This window comes from Kitasatospora sp. NPDC101183 (genome assembly GCF_044767945.1).
Lineage (GTDB): Bacteria > Actinomycetota > Actinomycetes > Streptomycetales > Streptomycetaceae > Kitasatospora.
Genome location: NZ_JBIWOW010000017.1, coordinates 40,595 through 56,635 on the forward strand (window position 1 = coordinate 40,595; position 16,041 = coordinate 56,635).

Genomic DNA, 16,041 nt, shown 5'->3' on the forward strand with positions numbered 1-16,041 from the left:
GTAATCCCGCCGTGACCGGGAGGCCACGGCCCCGTGATCCGCCCTCCCGCCCGTCCCGTTCCTGCGGCCCCGGCGATCGGGCACACTGTCACCCCACCCCCACGCCCTGCCCTCGCTAAGGAGTCCGCGGATGCGCGTCCGTGACCTGCTCGCCCCCGGCGCCCCCCGCCTGCGCCTGCTCGCGGCCGAGGAGGAGCTGGACCGGCAGGTCGGCGGCGTGATGACCACGGACCTCCAGGACCCGGGCCGCTACCTGCACGGCGGCGAGCTGGTCCTCACCGGCATGCTCTGGCGCACCGGCCCCGCCGACTCCGAGCGCTTCGTGCGCACCCTCGCCGCGGGCGGCGCCGTCGCCCTGGCCGCCGGGGAGGCCGAGGTCGGCCCCGTCCCCGCCGACCTGGTGGAGGCCTGCCGCCGCCACCGGATGCCGCTGCTCGCCGTCCCCGACGACATCGCCTTCGGCACCGTCACCGAGTTCATCGGCCGCCAGGTCTCCGCCGACCGCGCCGCCGACCTCGCCGCCCTGGTCGACCGCCACCGCCTGCTGGTCTCCGCCGCCGGGGGCGGCGGCCTCGACGCCGTCCTCGACCTCCTCGGCGGCGACCTCGACCTCGACTGCTGGGTGCTCACCCCCACCGGCGCCGTCATCGCGGGCCCCGGCGAGCGCCTCGGCGCCGCCGACCGCGACCAGCTGGTGCGCGCCCACCTCGCGGCCCAGCGCGGCCGGCGCCGCCCCCCGCACCGCGCCCGCCTGGCCGACGGCTTCTACTCCCTGCTGCCCGCCGCCGCCTCGCCCGACGACGAGCGGCCGCTGGCCGACTGGCTGCTCGTCGTCGCCGGGGACGTCACCGAGTGGACGCCCAAGCGCCAGCAGCTCGCCGAGAACCTCGCCCGGCTCGTCGCCGCCGAGCGGCACCGCCGCGACGAGGGCCGCAGGCTGCGCCGCCGCCTCGCCGACGAACTGCTCGCCCTGCTGCGCCGCGACGCCGACCCGGCCGAGATCGGCCGCGCCCTGTACGCCTCCACCGCGATGGCCGCCCGCTACGAGTCCCCCGAGCCCAAGTCCCTTGAGGGGGAGGGTTCCTGGCTGGTCGTCAGCGCCGAGGGGACCGGCCTTCCCGAGGGCGCCGTACGGGCCCTGCTGGAGGAGGCGGTCGGCGGCACCACCGACCGCGCGCTGGTCGCCGGCACCGGCTCCGGCGCCGTCGTGGTGCTGCCCGCCGCCCTGGAGGGCGCCGTCCCCGCCGAGGCGCTGCGCGCCCTGCTCGCCCCGCTGGAGGCCGGGCTCGGCTCCGAGGGCCGCGTCACCCTGGGCGTCTCGGCGCCCGCCGCCGAGCCCGGCGGCCTGCGCGGCGCCCTGGAGGAGGCCCGGCACGCCCGCCGCATCGCCGCCGCCCGGATCGGCCGGGTCTGCGTGGCCGGGCCCGAGGAGCTGGCCTCGCACGTCCTGCTGCTGGCCGCCGTCCCCGACGAGGTCCGCCGGGCCTTCCGCGGCCGGCTGCTGGACACGGTGATCGCCTACGACCTGGAGCACCAGGCCGACCTCGTCCGCACCCTGGAGGCGTTCCTGCGCTCCGACGGCTCCTGGACGCGCTGCGCCGCGCAGCTGCACGTCCACGTGAACACCCTGCGTTACCGGATCGGCCGGATCGAGGAGCTGACCGGCCGGGACCTCTCCCGGCTGGAGGACCGGGTGGACTTCTACCTGGCCCTCGAACTGGCCTGAGCGCTCCCGGGGTGGCCCGGACGTACGCCGAGGGGCCCGCCGCGAACGATCGCGGCGGGCCCCTCGGCGTACCCGGAGTGGGAGGGCGGGCGGCTCTACTGGGGCGGGATGACACCCGTCATCCACTCGAAGACGCCCGGCACCATGGTCTTCCACATGTCGGTGGTGTGCGGGCCGTTGGTCTCCTGGATCTGCACCTTGGTCGGGTCCTTGGCCGCCGCGGCGACCGCCTGCGCGTCCTCCAGGCCGTCGCCCTTCTTGCCGGCGATCAGCAGCGAGACCTTCGGCGGGGTCTGGGCGGTCTTGAGGATGGTGACCGGGTTGTTGGCCTCGCGCAGCTTCGGGTCCTTGCCGACCAGCGAGTCGGGCTCGCCCGCCGGGTCGTTGTAGCCGGAGAGCGAGATCGCGGCGCGGTACCGGTTGGGGTGGGCCACGGCCAGCTTCAGCGCGCAGTGGGCGCCCGCGGAGTAGCCGGCGATGCCCCAGCGGTCCGGGTTCGGGTCGGCGCGGAAGTTGTCCAGCACCATCTGCGGGACGTCCCGGGTGATCCACGCGTCGGCGTTGATCTTGCCGGGGATGTCGGTGCAGCCGGCGTCCTGGTTGCTGCCCAGCAGCAGGGTGCGCGGGGTGACCAGGATGAACGGGGAGACCTTGCCCTGCTGCATCAGCGGCTTGAGCTGCTCGGAGACCTTGAGGCTGCCGTACCAGGTGGAGGAGGAGCCGGGGAAGCCGGGGATCAGCTCGACCACCGGGAACTTCTTGTCCTTGAACGCCGGGTCGTCGTACTGCGGCGGCAGCCAGACCAGCACCTCGCCGTCGACGCCGGAGACCTGGCCCTTGAGGTCGGTCTTCTGCACGTCCTTGGGCACCAGCCGGTCGTCGACCGAGCTGAACTTCTGGGTCACCTTCGGCTGCTTGGCCGCGTCCCCGCCGCCGACCGGGTGCCCGTTCGCGTCCAGCGGGGCCACCGAGGGAACGGCCCGGACGTGGTCGCCGGTGCCGAGCAGGTCGTCCCAGGTCCCGTAGATCAGGTTCGCGTTGTTCACCATCACGAAGACCATCAGCACGGCCGTGACCTGGCAGAACATGATCATGACCAGGCGGGAGAGCACGCGCACCGGATTCGGGCCGCGGACCTTGCCCCAGAACAGCAGCGCCACCGCGATGGACACCGGCACCAGGATGACGGTGAGGATGAAGAATGGCGTACCTGTGAGTTGCATCAAGTTCTCGTATCCGGGTAGCTGGCCGCCCGGGCCCCACTCGCCCGAACGCACTCCAATGCATCAGACGGTGAGAAACCGATGATCGGTTGCCGTCCGAATCTGTGCGGAACCTGAGAGGAACATCACGTGACCGTGCTGCTCCTCTTTCGGGTCGGCCCATAGTCTGCCACCCGGACGGACGCCGTCCGGACGGGATGCCCAGCGAACTCCCAGAATCGGTCCCCCGGAGAACCCTACCCCGGGCACCGCGCGCGCCGCCGGGCGAGGCGGTGCGAGCCCGCGCGGCCCCGGAAGGGAGACTAGGGGGATGAGCACAACCCGCTTTCGCCCGTCCCGCCGCCTCTGGCCCGTGTGCGCCGTCCTCGCGCTCGCGGTCGCCGCGGCCGGCTGCAGCAGTACCGGAGGCAGACGCGCCGAGGAGGCCCGCGCCAAGGCCGCGGCCGCCGGCGGCAGCGCCGTCACCACCCCGCGCTGGAAGGTCGCCATGGTGACCCACGCCGGAGCCGGCGACGCCTTCTGGGACAGCGTGCGCAAGGGCGCCGAGCAGGCCGCCGCCAAGGACAACATCACCTTCCTGTACTCCAACGACGCGCAGACCCAGAACCAGGTCCAGCTCGTCCAGGCCGCCATCGACCAGAAGGTCGACGGCCTGCTGGTCACCCTCGCCAAGGGCGACGCCATGGCCGAGGTCCTCGGCAAGGCCAAGGCCGCCGGCATCCCCGTGATCACCGTGAACTCCGGCCAGGAGTACTCCCAGAAGTTCGGCGCGCTCACCCACATCGGCCAGGACGAGTCCACCGCCGGCCAGGCCGCCGGGGCCGAACTGGCCGCACGCGGGCGGAAGAACGTGCTCTGCGTCATCCACGAGCAGGGCAACGTCGGCCAGGAGCAGCGTTGCGGCGGCGCCCAGGCCAAGTCCGGCGCCGGGTTCCAGGTGCTCTACGTCAACGGCGTCAACATGCCCGACGCCCGCGCCGCGATCTCCGCCAAGCTCCAGGCCGACCAGGGCATCGACACCGTCCTCACCCTCTCCGGCCCGATGGCCGCCACCGGCCTGCAGGCCGTCCAGGACGCGCACCGCGCCGTCGAACTGGACACCTTCGACCTCGGGACGCAGGTCGTCTCCGGCCTCAAGTCCGGCGCCGTCGGCTTCGCCGTCGACCAGCAGCCCTACCTCCAGGGCTACGAGGGCGTCGACCTGCTGTGGCTCTACAGGTCCAACCTCGACATGCTCGGCGGCGGCAAGCCCGTCGAGACCGGCCCGCAGATCCTGACCAAGGACGACGCGGACAAGCTCGCCGAGTACGTCGCGAGGGGGACCAGGTGAGCACCGCCGCCCCCGACCTCCTCGTCCAGGACCGCCCGGCGGCCCTGCGCCGGCTGCTCGCCCGGCCCGAACTCGGCGCGCTGATCGCCGCCGTCGCGGTGTTCGCCGTCTTCGCCGCCGTCGCCGAGCCCTTCCTGCGGGTCTCCTCGCTGGGCACCGTGCTCTACGCGGCCTCCACCATCGGCATCATGGCCGTGCCGGTCTCGCTGCTGATGATCGGCGGCGAGTTCGACCTGTCCGCCGGCGTGCTCGTCACCACCGCCGCGCTGACCTCCTCGATGGTCTCCTACCAGTTCACCGCCGTCACCTGGGTCGGCGTCCTGGTCTCGCTCGCCGTCACCCTGGCCTTCGGCTGGTTCAACGGCTGGATGCTGGGGCGCACCGGGCTGCCCAGCTTCATCGTCACCCTGGGCAGCTTCCTGATGCTCACCGGCGCCAACCTCGGTGTCACCAAGGCGATTTCGGGCACCGTCTCCACCAAGTCCATCGCCGACATGCAGGGCTTCGAGACCTGCCGGTGGCTGTTCGCCTCCGAGGTGAGCATCGGCGGGCTGTCGATCAAGGCCACCGTCTGGTGGTGGCTGGGCCTGCTCGCCGTCGGCAGCTGGGTCCTGCTGCGCACCCGCTTCGGCAACTGGGTCTTCGCCGTCGGCGGCGACGCCGAGGCCGCCCGCGCCGTCGGCGTGCCCGTCGCCCGGACGAAGACCGTCCTCTACCTCGGCGTCGGCTTCGGCGCCTGGGTGCTCGGGCAGCACCTGCTGTTCTCCTTCGACACCGTGCAGTCCGGCGAGGGCGTCGGCAACGAGCTGATCTACATCGTCGCGGCCGTCATCGGCGGCTGCCTGATCACCGGCGGCTACGGCTCCGTGGCGGGCTCCGCGCTCGGCGCGCTGATCTTCGGCATGGCCAGCAAGGGGATCATCTACGCCCAGTGGAACCCCGACTGGTTCAAGTTCTTCCTCGGCGCGATGCTGCTGCTGGCCGCGCTGCTCAACGCCTACGTCAAGCGCCGGGCCGAACGGGGGCCGCGATGAGTGGCGCGGAACTCCTCTCCCTGGAGGGCGTCGGCAAGACGTACGGGACGGTGCGGGCGCTCCAGGACGTCTCGCTGACGCTGCGCGCGGGCGAGATCAGCTGCGTGCTCGGCGACAACGGCGCCGGCAAGTCCACCCTGATCAAGATCATCGCGGGGCTGCACCGGCACGACGAGGGCGTCTACACCGTCGCCGGGGAGGAAGTGCGCCTCGACTCCCCGCGCCAGGCCCTGGACCTCGGCATCGCCACCGTCTACCAGGACCTCGCCGTCGTCCCGCTGATGCCGGTGTGGCGCAACTTCTTCCTCGGCTCCGAGCGCGGCCTGCGCCGCTGGGGCGGGCTTCGCCTGGACGCCGACGGCATGCGCGCCACCACCCGCGAGGCGCTCGCCCGGATGGGCATCGACCTCCAGGACGTCGACCGGCCGATCGGCACCCTCTCCGGCGGGCAGCGCCAGTGCGTGGCCATCGCCCGGGCCGTCCACTTCGGCGCCAAGGTGCTGATCCTGGACGAGCCCACCGCGGCGCTGGGCGTCAAGCAGTCCGGGGTGGTGCTCAAGTACGTCACCGCCGCCCGCGACGCCGGGCTCGGGGTCGTCCTGATCACCCACAACCCGCACCACGCGTACCTGGTCGGCGACCACTTCACCCTGCTCAAGCGGGGGCGGATGGCCGGCAGCCACGCGCGTGCGGAGATCGGCCTCGAACAGCTCACCACGGAGATGGCCGGGGGCTCCGACCTCGCCGAGCTCTCCCACGAGCTGGCCCGGCCCTCGTCCAGTGACCCCCGAGAACCCCGTGAGGAGCGTCCGCAGCCGTGACCAGCACCCCGGGCGGCACCCGGCCGCCCGTCCTGCCCACTCTGCTGGGCCTCGGCCCGCGCGCCGAGCGCCGCCGCCGCGCCCTGCCCGCCGGGATACTGCGACTGCCCACCATCGGCGTCGACATCGGCGGCACCAAGGTCGTCGCCGGGGTCGTGGACGGGGAGGGCACGGTGCTCGAGAAGCTGCGCACCGACACCCCCCACAAGAGCAAGAGCGCCAAGGTCGTCGAGGACGTCATCGTCGACCTGGTGCTCCAGCTCGCCGACCGGCACGACGTCCACGCGGTGGGCATCGGCGCGGCCGGCTGGGTCGACGCCGACCGCTCCCGGGTGCTCTTCGCCCCGCACCTCAACTGGCGCAACGAGCCGCTCCAGCAGGCCCTCAGCGAGCGACTGCGCTTCCCGGTGATCGTCGAGAACGACGCCAACGCCGCCGCCTGGGCCGAGTGGCGCTTCGGCGCCGGGCGCGGCGAGGACCACATGGTGATGCTCACCCTCGGTACGGGCATCGGCGGCGCCGTCGTCCGCGACGGGTACGTGGACCGCGGGAAGTACGGGCTGGCGGGGGAGTTCGGGCACATGCAGGTGCTGCCCGGCGGGCACCGCTGCCCCTGCGGCAACCGGGGCTGCTGGGAGCAGTACTCCTCGGGCAACGCGCTGGTGCGCGACGCCCGGGAGCTGGTCGCCGAGGAGTCCCCGGTGGTGCAGCCGCTGCTCGCCCGGGCGGGCGGCACGGTCGAGGGCATCACCGGGCCGCTCGTCACCGAGGCCGCGCAGGACGGGGACCCGGTGGCGACGGAGCTGCTCTACGAGGTCGGCACCTGGCTGGGCGTCGGCATCGCCAACCTGGCCGCCGCCCTCGACCCGGGCCGCTTCGTCATCGGCGGCGGCGTCTCCGAGGCCGGCGACCTCCTCCTCGGCCCCGCCCGCGACACCTTCCGCCGCACCCTCACCGGCCGCGGCTTCCGCCCCGAGGCCGCCATCGTCCACGCCGCCCTCGGCAACGAGGCCGGCCTGGTCGGCGCGGCCGACCTGGCCCGCCAGGTGGCGCGGCGCTTCCGCACCATCAAGCGGCGGCGGGTGGAGCGCAGCGCGCCGTAGGGCGGGCGCCCGGTGACGGGACGGGGCGGGCGAACAGATCACAACTTTCAGATTTCAACTTTCAGATTTCAGACGACAGCGAACAGATGACAGCTGACAACTTTCAGCGAACAGATGTCAGCTGGCGTTCGCTGACATCTGTTCGCTGAAAGTTGTGATCTGTTCGCCGCCCGCTGTCATCCGATCGTCATACGGCGTGGTTGTCCCATCGGCGGCCCCTGGGTAACAACGGAGGTGACGTCGACTCAGGAGGACACGCATGAGGGCACTCGCCCGTCTCGTACCGTCGCTGTTGGCCGCCACGGCCCTGGTCTGGGCCACCACCGGCCCCGCCGCAGCGGCGGCCCCGCCGCCCAAGGCCCCCGAGGCGGTGGGCTGGGGCGGGGCGGTCGCCAGCGTGGACGCGGACGCCACCGCCGCCGGCATCGAGGTGCTGAAGCAGGGCGGCAACGCCGTGGACGCGGCGGTGGCCGCCGCCGCAGCCCTCGGGGTCACCGAGCCGTACTCCTCCGGCATCGGCGGCGGCGGGTACTTCGTCTACTACGACCACGCCACCGGCCGGGTCCACACCATCGACGGCCGCGAGGTCGCCGGCCGCACCGCCGACTCCGGGCTGTTCCTGGAGGACGGCAAGCCGCTGCCCTTCGCCGACGCCGTCACCAGCGGCCTGTCCGTCGGCGTCCCCGGCACCCCCGCCACCTGGGACGCGGCGCTGCGCCAGTGGGGCACCCGCTCGCTCGCCGACACCCTGCGCCCCGCCGAGCGGATCGCCGACAACGGCTTCGTCGTCGACGACACCTTCCGCGGCCAGACCGCCGACAACTACGCCCGGTTCAAGGACTTCCCCGCCACCGCCAAGCTCTTCCTCCCCGGCGGCCGGCTCCCCGAGACCGGCAGCGTCCTGCGCAACCCCGACCTCGCCGCCACCTACCGGCTGCTCGGCAAGGACGGCGTGAACGCCTTCTACCAGGGCGAGTTGGCGAAGGACATCGCCGCCACCGTCCAGCACCCGCCCGTCGACCCGGCCTCCGGCCGCACCGCCCGCCCCGGCAAGGTCGACGCCGCCGACCTCGCCGCCTACCAGGTCCGCCGCCAGGCCCCCACCCACGTCGCCTACCGCGACTACGACGTCTACTCGATGGCCCCCTCCAGCTCCGGAGGCACCACCGTCGGCGAGGCGCTGCACATCCTGGAGGACGGCGAACTCTCCGGCTACAGCGCCACGCAGTACTACCACCACTTCCTGGAGGCCTCCCGGATCTCCTTCGCCGACCGCAACCGCTGGGTCGGCGACCCGGCGTTCGAGGACGTTCCGACCCGGCAGCTGCTCTCCGAGCGCTACGCCGCCTCCCGGGCCTGCCTGATCAGCCCCGACAAGGCCCTCACCAGCCCGCTCGCCCCCGGCGACCCGCGCCACCCGGCCGACTGCGCCGACACCGGCCAGGCCGTCCCCGAGCCGTACGAGGGCCCCAACACCACCCATCTGACGGTCGCCGACCGCTGGGGCAACATCGTCTCGTACACGCTCACCATCGAGCAGACCGGCGGCAGCGGCATCACCGTCCCCGGTCGCGGCTTCCTGCTCAACAACGAGCTCACCGACTTCGACTTCGCCCCGCTCGCCCCCGGCGTTCCCGACCCCAACCTGCCGGGCCCCGGCAAGCGGCCGCGCTCCTCGATGTCGCCGACGATCGTGCTGCGCGACGGCGAGCCGCTGCTCGCCACCGGCAGCCCGGGCGGCGCGACCATCATCACCACCACCCTCCAGGTGCTGCTGGGCCGGCTCGACCGGGGCCTGAGCCTGGAGCAGGCCATCGCCGCGCCGCGCGCCAGCCAGCGCAACACCGCCGCCACCCAGGCCGAGCCCGCCTTCCTCGCCCTGCCCGAGCGGCCCCAACTGGAGGCGCTGGGGCACCGGTTCAGCTCCACCCCGGAGATCGGCGCGGCCACCGGCGTCGAACGGCTGCCGGACGGCCGGTGGGTCGCGGCCGCCGAGCCGGTGCGGCGCGGAGGCGGCTCGGCGGCGGTGGTCACGCCGTCCCGTTGAGCGTGCTTCCACCCGCTGTCGCCCGACTTGTCAGTCCCGGGCGGTATGTTCGGGGTGGGCCTCTCCCCCGGGGGAGCGGCCCGCCCCGTCCGTGCCGAACCACCGGGAAGGCCGCCCGCAGTGACCGTCCGCATCGCCACCTGGAACATCAACTCCGTCACCGCGCGGCTGCCCAAGCTCCTGGAGTGGCTGGAGAGCGCCAAGCCCGACGTGCTCTGCCTCCAGGAGCTCAAGTGCGCGGCCGACGCCTTCCCGTACGAGGAGGTGCGCGCGCTCGGGTACGAGACGGCCGCGCACGGCAACGGCCGGTGGAACGGTGTGGCCATCGTCTCCCGCCTCGGCCTGGAGGATGTCGTGCGCGACCTCCCCGGCCAGCCCGGGTACCTGGCCGACGGCGCCCTGCTGCCCGACGTCGAGCCCCGCGCGATCGCCGCGACCTGCGGGCCCGTGCGCGTCTGGTCGGTCTACGTGCCCAACGGCCGCGAGGTCGACCACCCGCACTACCACTACAAGCTGGAGTGGCTGGAGGCCCTGCGCCTGGCGAGCGTCGAGGACGCGGCGGGGGAGCGCCCGTTCGCCGTCCTCGGGGACTTCAACATCGCCCCGACCGACGAGGACGTCTACGACGTCGCCGCCTTCGAGGGCCTCACCCACATCACCCCCGTGGAGCGCGCCGCGCTGGCCGCCCTCGACGGGATCGGCTTGCGCGACGTGATGCCCCGCCCGCTCAAGTACGACCACCCGTACACGTACTGGGACTACCGCCAGCTGGCCTTCCCCAAGAACCGCGGGATAAGGATCGACCTCACCTACGCCAACAAGCCCTTCGCCGACGCCGTCAGCGACAGCTACGTCGACCGCGAGGCGCGCAAGGGCAAGGGGACGTCGGACCACGCGCCGGTGGTCGTCGACCTCGACCTGTGAGCCGGGGCGAGCCGGGGTGGGGCGAGCGGGGTGGGCCCGGTCACGGCAGGTGACGGGCGGTAACCCGAACGGTCCTGAGCGGTGGCCGGGCCCCGGGCACCTGCCTACCTTCAGGGAGTGACCGGGCACGGTTGTTCGACCACGGAGACATGGGTGTCCCCGGCCCTGCCCGAGAATCCCGGAGGTTCCGGCATGCGCCCCACGCGTACGGCCGCCGCCGCTCTGATCGGCGCGGCGGTGCTGACCGGTCTGACGGCCCCCCTCGCATCCGCCAGGGACGGCTCGGCCTCGGTCAGCCCGTCCCAGGCCGCACCGGGCCAGACCGTGACGGTCACGGTCTCCTGCGAGAAATCGGACAAGCCCGACGCCAAGACCATCACCGCCCGCTCCGCCGCCTTCGAGGGCGGCCCCGCCACCCTCACCCTCGGCGCGGACGGCAAGCACACCGGCTCCGCCCGGCTGGCCGGCGAACACGCCGGTGACAGCAAGGTCGACGGCACCTGCCCGGACGGCGGGGCCTTCTCCACCAGCGTCACCGTCACGGTCACCAGCGCCTCCACACCCGACAAGGGCCTCGGCGACTGGGGCAAGGCGGCCGGGGAGTGGGCCGGATCGCTCGGCCAGTCCGGCGCCGGGAGCCAGCAGGTCGCCCCGCACGGCGCCGTCCAGACCGGCCTCGGCGGCTCCGTCGCCTCCAGCCCGGCGGAGCTGGCCGGGGGGCTGGCCCTGGTGGTCGGCGGCGTCGGCGGCTTCTGGCTGCTGCGGCGGCGCGGTGCCTGAAGGCGGACGCCCCGCCGCGCCGCCCGTCCCGTCAGGGGCTCGGGCGGCGCGGTGGTGTCAGGGGCCGGTCCGGGCCTCGTCGTCCCCGTCGGCGTGGCGCAGGGTGCCGGTGGCCAGCAGGTACTGCGCCAGCACGTACGTCGCCATGATCCAGAACTGATGGCCCGGAAGCTCCCGCCACTTCGCCAGCTGAGTGGCGATCAGCGTGTCGGAGAGCAGGAACAGCGCCCCGCCCAGGCCCGTGCGCCAGCCCAGGCCCGCCGAGGTCACGGCCGTCGAGGCCAGCAGCAGGCTGTAACCGGCCACCGGGACGCGCAGGTCCCCCAGATCCGGCCACAACTGCCCGACCATCGCCGCCCAGGCCGTCGCGTACGCGGCCGCCACCACGAAGGCCCGGCGGCGGTCCGTCAGCGCGCCGCGCCGCACGAACATCGCCACGTAGCAGACGTGGGCCGCCGCGAAGGAGCCCATTCCGGCCAGGAACGCCGTGTCGTCCTCGATCTGGAGCAGCACGTCCCCGCCCGCGCTCAGCAGCAGCGCCGGCGCCAGCAGCTTCGGCGCCCGCCGCCCCTCCCGGGTGGCCGCCGTCACACTGTGCGCGGCCAGCAGCGGCATCAGGGCCGGCTTGGTCGCACGGCGCACCACGGAGGAGCCGGACAGGATCGCGCCCAGGTGCGTCGCGGAGGCGGCGGCGTACCCGCCCAGCAGGCCGGTCGCCGAACGCAGCCGCTCGGAGCGCAGACCCGCGCCCAGGACGGCGCGGGCGGTCGTGCGAAGAGTCATGCGGGTGCTGCCTCCGTGATCGGACGGTGGGGGAGGGTTCGACCCTATGGGAGCCGACGGGGCGGCGGAAGGGCGGGTTACCGGTGCGTAACCCCGATGCGGCGCGGGCCGCCGGGCGGGGGCGGCGGCCGGGTCGGCATTTCGCCACGGCGCCCCGTTGGTGCCACCGGGTGACGCGGCCAGCGTCTAGTCTGGTCCCCGACATGGAGCAGCAGGAGTACGCGGGCGGTGCCACCACAGTGGCCGCCGGACGGACGGACGGGCGCACGGGCGGGGTGGGGACCACCGACGCCGCCGTCGCCGTACGCCCGCCCGTCCGGCCGGAGAGCCGTGCGGAGGCCCGCTCGGAGGTCCGCCCGGGTGTTCGTGCGGAGACGGCTGACGGTGCGCCCGATGCCGTGCCCGCGGCCCGCACTGACGCCGCGCAGCCCGGACGGCCCGCCGACCCCGAGCTCTCGCCCGACCCGGGCCTGCTGCGCCTCGCCCACTGGTTCGCCGCCGCCACGCCCGGCACCGCCGACGACCTGTGCGCCGCCTCCTTCGGGCTCTACCCGGCCCGGCACTTCGGCGCCCCCGCGTCCTGCGGCCCGGCGACGCCGGACCCGGACGTCAGCTGGTGGCACGGGCCGACGGCGCACGCCCCCGGCCGGCGCGCCCGCGACCCGCGCGACGGCGGCCCCCGGCGCGCCCGGCGCGACGACGCCCAGGCACCCGTCGTCCGCTCGGGCGCCAAGCCCGGACGGCCCGGACGGCACCGCCGCCCGGAGCGGGCGCGGTCGCCGCAGGACCGTTCCGCCGTGGAGTCCATGGGGTCCGTGGGGGCCGTGGATTCCGTGGATTTCGCGGAGGCGGCCGCGCAACTGCCGGACGCCGAACGGCGGATCGCCGCGCGGCTGCTGCTCGCCCACCCGCTCGTCACCGCCTCCGGCCCGCACGCGGACGGCTTCCCGCTGATCCGCCGTCACCGCGACTGGCTCACCGAACGGTTCGACACCCTGCTCGGCTACCGGCTGGTCGTCGGCCCCTGGCACGCCCGGCTCTGCAAGTCGGGCCTCGGGCCCGGATCCGCCCGCCGCCTGGAGGACCCGGGCACCGGCACCCCGTTCACCCCGGCCGCGTACGCCCAACTCGCCCTCGCCCTGGCCCTGTTGGTCGACGCCCCCGAGCAACTGCCCTACCGGCGCCTGCTCGACGCGATGCGCGCCGCCGCCCCCGAACTGTCCGCCGCCCCCGCCGACACGGCGACGGCCCTCGGCGCGCTCGCCGGGTGGCAGGTCCTCGGAGACCTGCCCGAAGGGCCCTCGGACACGGCCTTCGTCCTCACCGTCGACCGCGAACTCGCCCGCGCCGTCCCCGCCGGCCCGCCCGCCCTCGCCGACGGCCCCGCCGACCTCATCCGCCGCGCCGCCGAGGCCGAACCCGCCACCGCCGTACGGCGGCTGCTCGCCGAGACCCCGGCCGTCCTCGCCGCCGACCTGCCCGAGGACCGCCGCGCCTGGCTGCACGAGCACCGGCTCAGCGGGCCCGCCGCGCTCGCCGAGTTCCTCGGCCTGGAGACCGAACTGCGCGCCGAGGGCGTCGCCCTGCTCGACCCCGCCGAGGAACTCACCGACCTCGCCCTCCCGGGCACCGGCACCCTCGCCGGGGCCGCGCTGCTGCTCGTGGAGCGCCTGGTCGAGGAGGTCCGGCCGCTGCCCGGCGAGACCGCCGAGGGGGACGTGCCCGTCGCCGACGCGCTGATAGACGGCGTCCTCGGCGACATCGCCGACGACCACGGGCTCCCCGGCCGCTACCTCGCCGACCGCACCGCCCTGCGCCGCGACGCCCTCGACCTCCTCCACCGCCTCGGCCTGATCACCCCCACCCCCCGCACCACCTGGCTCCTGCGCCCCCCGGCCGCCCGCTACGCCCCGGCCCCCGACCTCCACCCCACCCCGGGCACCGGCCGCCACTCCCGCCGCGACCACCCCTGACCCGGCCGCCACCCACCCCTCCCGGCCCCGGGCGCACCCCGGAGTCGGAGCTGGGACTCACTCCGGGGCGATTTCTCGGGCCCGGCCTCGGGCGGAGCGCCCGAGGCCGGGCCGGAAGGCGGAGCGAGGCGTTCGAGGCCGGGGGAGGACGCGGCTGGGCCGGAGCATGGATCAGGGTGCCCGGGGCCGGGCAGGGGGACCGAGGTGCTCGGGGTGGCGCTGGAAGGTCGGCCGGGGCGCAGGGGGCCGGGAAGGCGAAAGCACCGCGGTCCCGTCGGGACCAGCGGTGCTTGGTGGTGGGTGCTACTTGCCCGTGCTGCCCGTGGCGGTCGTGGTGATGCCGTGCTGGACGGTTTCCACGGTGGCGCCGACGCCGAGGGTGCCGAGGGCGATGGAGGCGAGGACGGCGGTGCAGGCGAGCAGACGGCGGTGGCGCTGGGGGAGCGGGAAGCGCTGTTCCTCGTAGGGCGCCGGAGGGTTGGCGGTCATGTCAGGGAGGGTTCCAGGGCGGTGTGAACGGTCGGTACGCGCGGGTGAAGTCCGGACGGGGGTTGGGCGTCGGTTGGCCGCGTACACCCAGGTGCGCCCCGCCCGTCGCCGGGCGGGGCGTCCGTGCAGGTCAGCGGCGGGTGCGGCGTTCGGCGAGGGCTTCGCCGACGGCGACGCGGACGGCGTCGCGCAGGCCGTGGGCGGGGTGGAAGCGGGAGGGGCCGGCGGCCGGGTCCTCCCGTAGCTCCTTCACCAGGGAGACGCACAGCAGGAGCATCACCACGACGAAGGGCAGCGCGACGAGGATGGTGGCGTTCTGCAGCGCGGTGAGCCCGCCGGCGAGCAGCAGGGCGGCGGCGACGCCGCCCATGAGCACACCCCACACGACCACGGTCCAGGTGCGCGGGTGCAGTGAGCCGCGGCTGGAGAGGGAGCCGAGGACGAGGGAGGCGGAGTCGGCGCTGGTGATGAAGAAGGTCATGACGAGCAGGACGGCGACGACGCTGGTGAAGGAGCCGAGCGGCAGCGATTCGAGCATCTCGAAGAGCGAGGCCTCGGCGCCCTGGGGGATCGTGGAGACGAGGTCGGCCGCGCCGGTGGTGACGAGGCGGATCGCGGTGCCGCCCATGACGCAGAACCAGATGACGGTGGCACCGCTGGGCACGAGCAGCACGCCGAGGAGGAACTGGCGGATGGTGCGGCCGCGGGAGATGCGGGCGATGAAGGTGCCGACGAAGGGGGCCCAGGAGAGCCACCAGGCCCAGTAGAAGATCGTCCAGGAGCCGAGCCAGTTCTCGTCGGTGAGCGCCCCGGTCTGGGTGGACATGCCGAGCAGGTTGGAGAGGTAGCCGCCGACGGTGGCGGGGATGGAGTCGAGCACGAACACGCTGGGGCCGAACACGAAGACGAAGAGCATGATCAGCGAGGCGAGCACGACGTTCGCCGTGGAGAGCCACTTGACGCCCTTGTGCACGCCGGAGAAGGCCGAGAGCACGAACGCGGCGGTCAGCGATCCGATGATGATCATCTGGACGTTCTGGGTGCTGCGGATCGAGGTGATGAACCCGAGCCCGTCGGCGACCTGGAGCGCGCCGAGGCCGAGGCTGGTGGCGGAGCCGAAGACGGTGGCGAAGACGGCCAGCAGGTCGATGCCCCGCCCCGCCCAGCCGTCCGCCCGCCGTTGGCCGATCAGGGGGACGAACGCGGCGGAGATCCGGTTGCCCCGGCCCTTGCGGAAGGTGGTGTAGGCGAGGGCGAGGCCGCCGACGGCGTAGATCGCCCACGGGTGCAGCGTCCAGTGGAAGAGCGAGAACTCCAGCGCCTGCTGCGCGGCGGCGGCGCTCTGCGGCTCCAGGCCGGAGCCGGGCTGCGGGGCGGCGAAGAGCTGCAGCGGCTCGCCGACCCCGTAGAACATCAGGCCGATGCCCATGCCGGCGCTGAACATCATGGCGACCCAGGCGAGGGTGGAGAACTCCGGTTCGTCGTCGTCGCGGCCGAGGCGGATGCGGCCGAAGCGGCTGAAGGCGAGCAGCACGGTGAGGGCGAGGAAGACGTCGGCGGCGACGACGAACAGCCAGCCGAAGTTGTGCAGGACCCAGCCGAGCGCGGTGCTGGAGGTGCGGCCGAGGGAGTCCTCGGCGAAGACGCCCCAGGCGACGACCCCGAGGACCAGCGCGGCGGCGACGCCGAACACCACCTTGTCGACGGGGAGGGTCTCGGCGGGTTCGTCGGGCTCCTTCGCGCGCGGCTCGGTCTGCGGGGGCTGGCTGCTCATCGGGTGGACCTCTCGACATGCTGGGTTTCAGAGG

At 74.1% G+C, this 16,041-nt stretch carries 13 protein-coding genes; 9 read left to right on the top strand and 4 right to left on the bottom strand.

Annotation, left to right across the window (positions count from 1 at the left end; translation table 11 throughout):
* Positions 1-130: 130 nt before the first annotated feature.
* Positions 131-1,726, top strand: a complete 1,596-nt coding sequence (locus tag ACIRRS_RS24045) for a PucR family transcriptional regulator (protein WP_402974226.1) — start codon at positions 131-133, stop codon at positions 1,724-1,726.
* 95 nt (positions 1,727-1,821) lie between these two features.
* On the opposite strand, the gene ACIRRS_RS24050 is transcribed toward ACIRRS_RS24045, so the two are convergent.
* Positions 1,822-2,949: an alpha/beta hydrolase gene (locus ACIRRS_RS24050; RefSeq protein WP_402974229.1), complete on the bottom strand. Its 1,128-nt coding sequence runs from the start codon at positions 2,947-2,949 to the stop codon at positions 1,822-1,824.
* 310 nt (positions 2,950-3,259) lie between these two features.
* On the opposite strand from ACIRRS_RS24050, the gene ACIRRS_RS24055 reads away from it, so the two are divergent.
* The 7 genes from ACIRRS_RS24055 to ACIRRS_RS24085 all read left to right on the top strand — a co-directional run bounded on the left by ACIRRS_RS24055 (position 3,260) and on the right by ACIRRS_RS24085 (position 10,988).
* Positions 3,260-4,279, top strand: coding sequence for a substrate-binding domain-containing protein (locus ACIRRS_RS24055; RefSeq protein ID WP_402974232.1), 1,020 nt, complete (start codon positions 3,260-3,262; stop codon positions 4,277-4,279).
* Entirely contained in the window at positions 4,276-5,313 is a 1,038-nt protein-coding gene (locus ACIRRS_RS24060) for an ABC transporter permease (RefSeq protein ID WP_402974234.1), read from the top strand. Before ACIRRS_RS24055 ends, ACIRRS_RS24060 begins: the two co-directional genes overlap by 4 nt.
* Entirely contained in the window at positions 5,310-6,134 is an 825-nt protein-coding gene (locus tag ACIRRS_RS24065; RefSeq protein ID WP_402974237.1) for an ATP-binding cassette domain-containing protein, read from the top strand. The genes ACIRRS_RS24060 and ACIRRS_RS24065 overlap by 4 nt, the downstream gene beginning before the upstream one ends.
* The gene (locus ACIRRS_RS24070; RefSeq protein ID WP_402974240.1) at positions 6,131-7,237 is read left to right on the top strand and encodes an ROK family glucokinase; all 1,107 of its coding nucleotides are present in this window, start codon (positions 6,131-6,133) and stop codon (positions 7,235-7,237) included. Before ACIRRS_RS24065 ends, ACIRRS_RS24070 begins: the two co-directional genes overlap by 4 nt.
* 259 nt (positions 7,238-7,496) lie before the next feature.
* Positions 7,497-9,284 (top strand): gamma-glutamyltransferase, encoded by a 1,788-nt coding sequence (ggt, locus tag ACIRRS_RS24075; RefSeq protein ID WP_402974243.1) that lies wholly within the window; start codon positions 7,497-7,499, stop codon positions 9,282-9,284.
* 120 nt (positions 9,285-9,404) lie between these two features.
* Positions 9,405-10,208 carry an exodeoxyribonuclease III gene (locus ACIRRS_RS24080; RefSeq protein WP_402974246.1) on the top strand — a complete coding sequence of 268 codons (804 nt, stop codon included), beginning with the start codon at positions 9,405-9,407 and terminating at the stop codon, positions 10,206-10,208.
* 192 nt (positions 10,209-10,400) lie between these two features.
* Positions 10,401-10,988: a hypothetical protein gene (locus tag ACIRRS_RS24085; protein ID WP_402974249.1), complete on the top strand. Its 588-nt coding sequence runs from the start codon at positions 10,401-10,403 to the stop codon at positions 10,986-10,988.
* A gap of 57 nt (positions 10,989-11,045) precedes the next feature.
* Here ACIRRS_RS24085 and ACIRRS_RS24090 read toward each other — a convergent pair whose 3' ends face one another.
* Positions 11,046-11,771: a lysoplasmalogenase gene (locus ACIRRS_RS24090; protein ID WP_402974251.1), complete on the bottom strand. Its 726-nt coding sequence runs from the start codon at positions 11,769-11,771 to the stop codon at positions 11,046-11,048.
* Between the two features lie 203 nt (positions 11,772-11,974).
* Between ACIRRS_RS24090 and ACIRRS_RS24095 the strand changes: the two genes are divergently transcribed.
* Entirely contained in the window at positions 11,975-13,744 is a 1,770-nt protein-coding gene (locus ACIRRS_RS24095; protein ID WP_402974253.1) for a DUF2398 family protein, read from the top strand.
* A 303-nt stretch (positions 13,745-14,047) separates the two neighbouring features.
* On the opposite strand, the gene ACIRRS_RS24100 is transcribed toward ACIRRS_RS24095, so the two are convergent.
* Both ACIRRS_RS24100 and ACIRRS_RS24105 read right to left on the bottom strand, forming a co-directional pair.
* Positions 14,048-14,233 (bottom strand): hypothetical protein, encoded by a 186-nt coding sequence (locus ACIRRS_RS24100; RefSeq protein ID WP_402974255.1) that lies wholly within the window; start codon positions 14,231-14,233, stop codon positions 14,048-14,050.
* 130 nt (positions 14,234-14,363) lie between these two features.
* The gene (locus tag ACIRRS_RS24105; RefSeq protein ID WP_402974258.1) at positions 14,364-16,007 is read right to left on the bottom strand and encodes a BCCT family transporter; all 1,644 of its coding nucleotides are present in this window, start codon (positions 16,005-16,007) and stop codon (positions 14,364-14,366) included.
* Positions 16,008-16,041 lie beyond the last annotated feature (34 nt).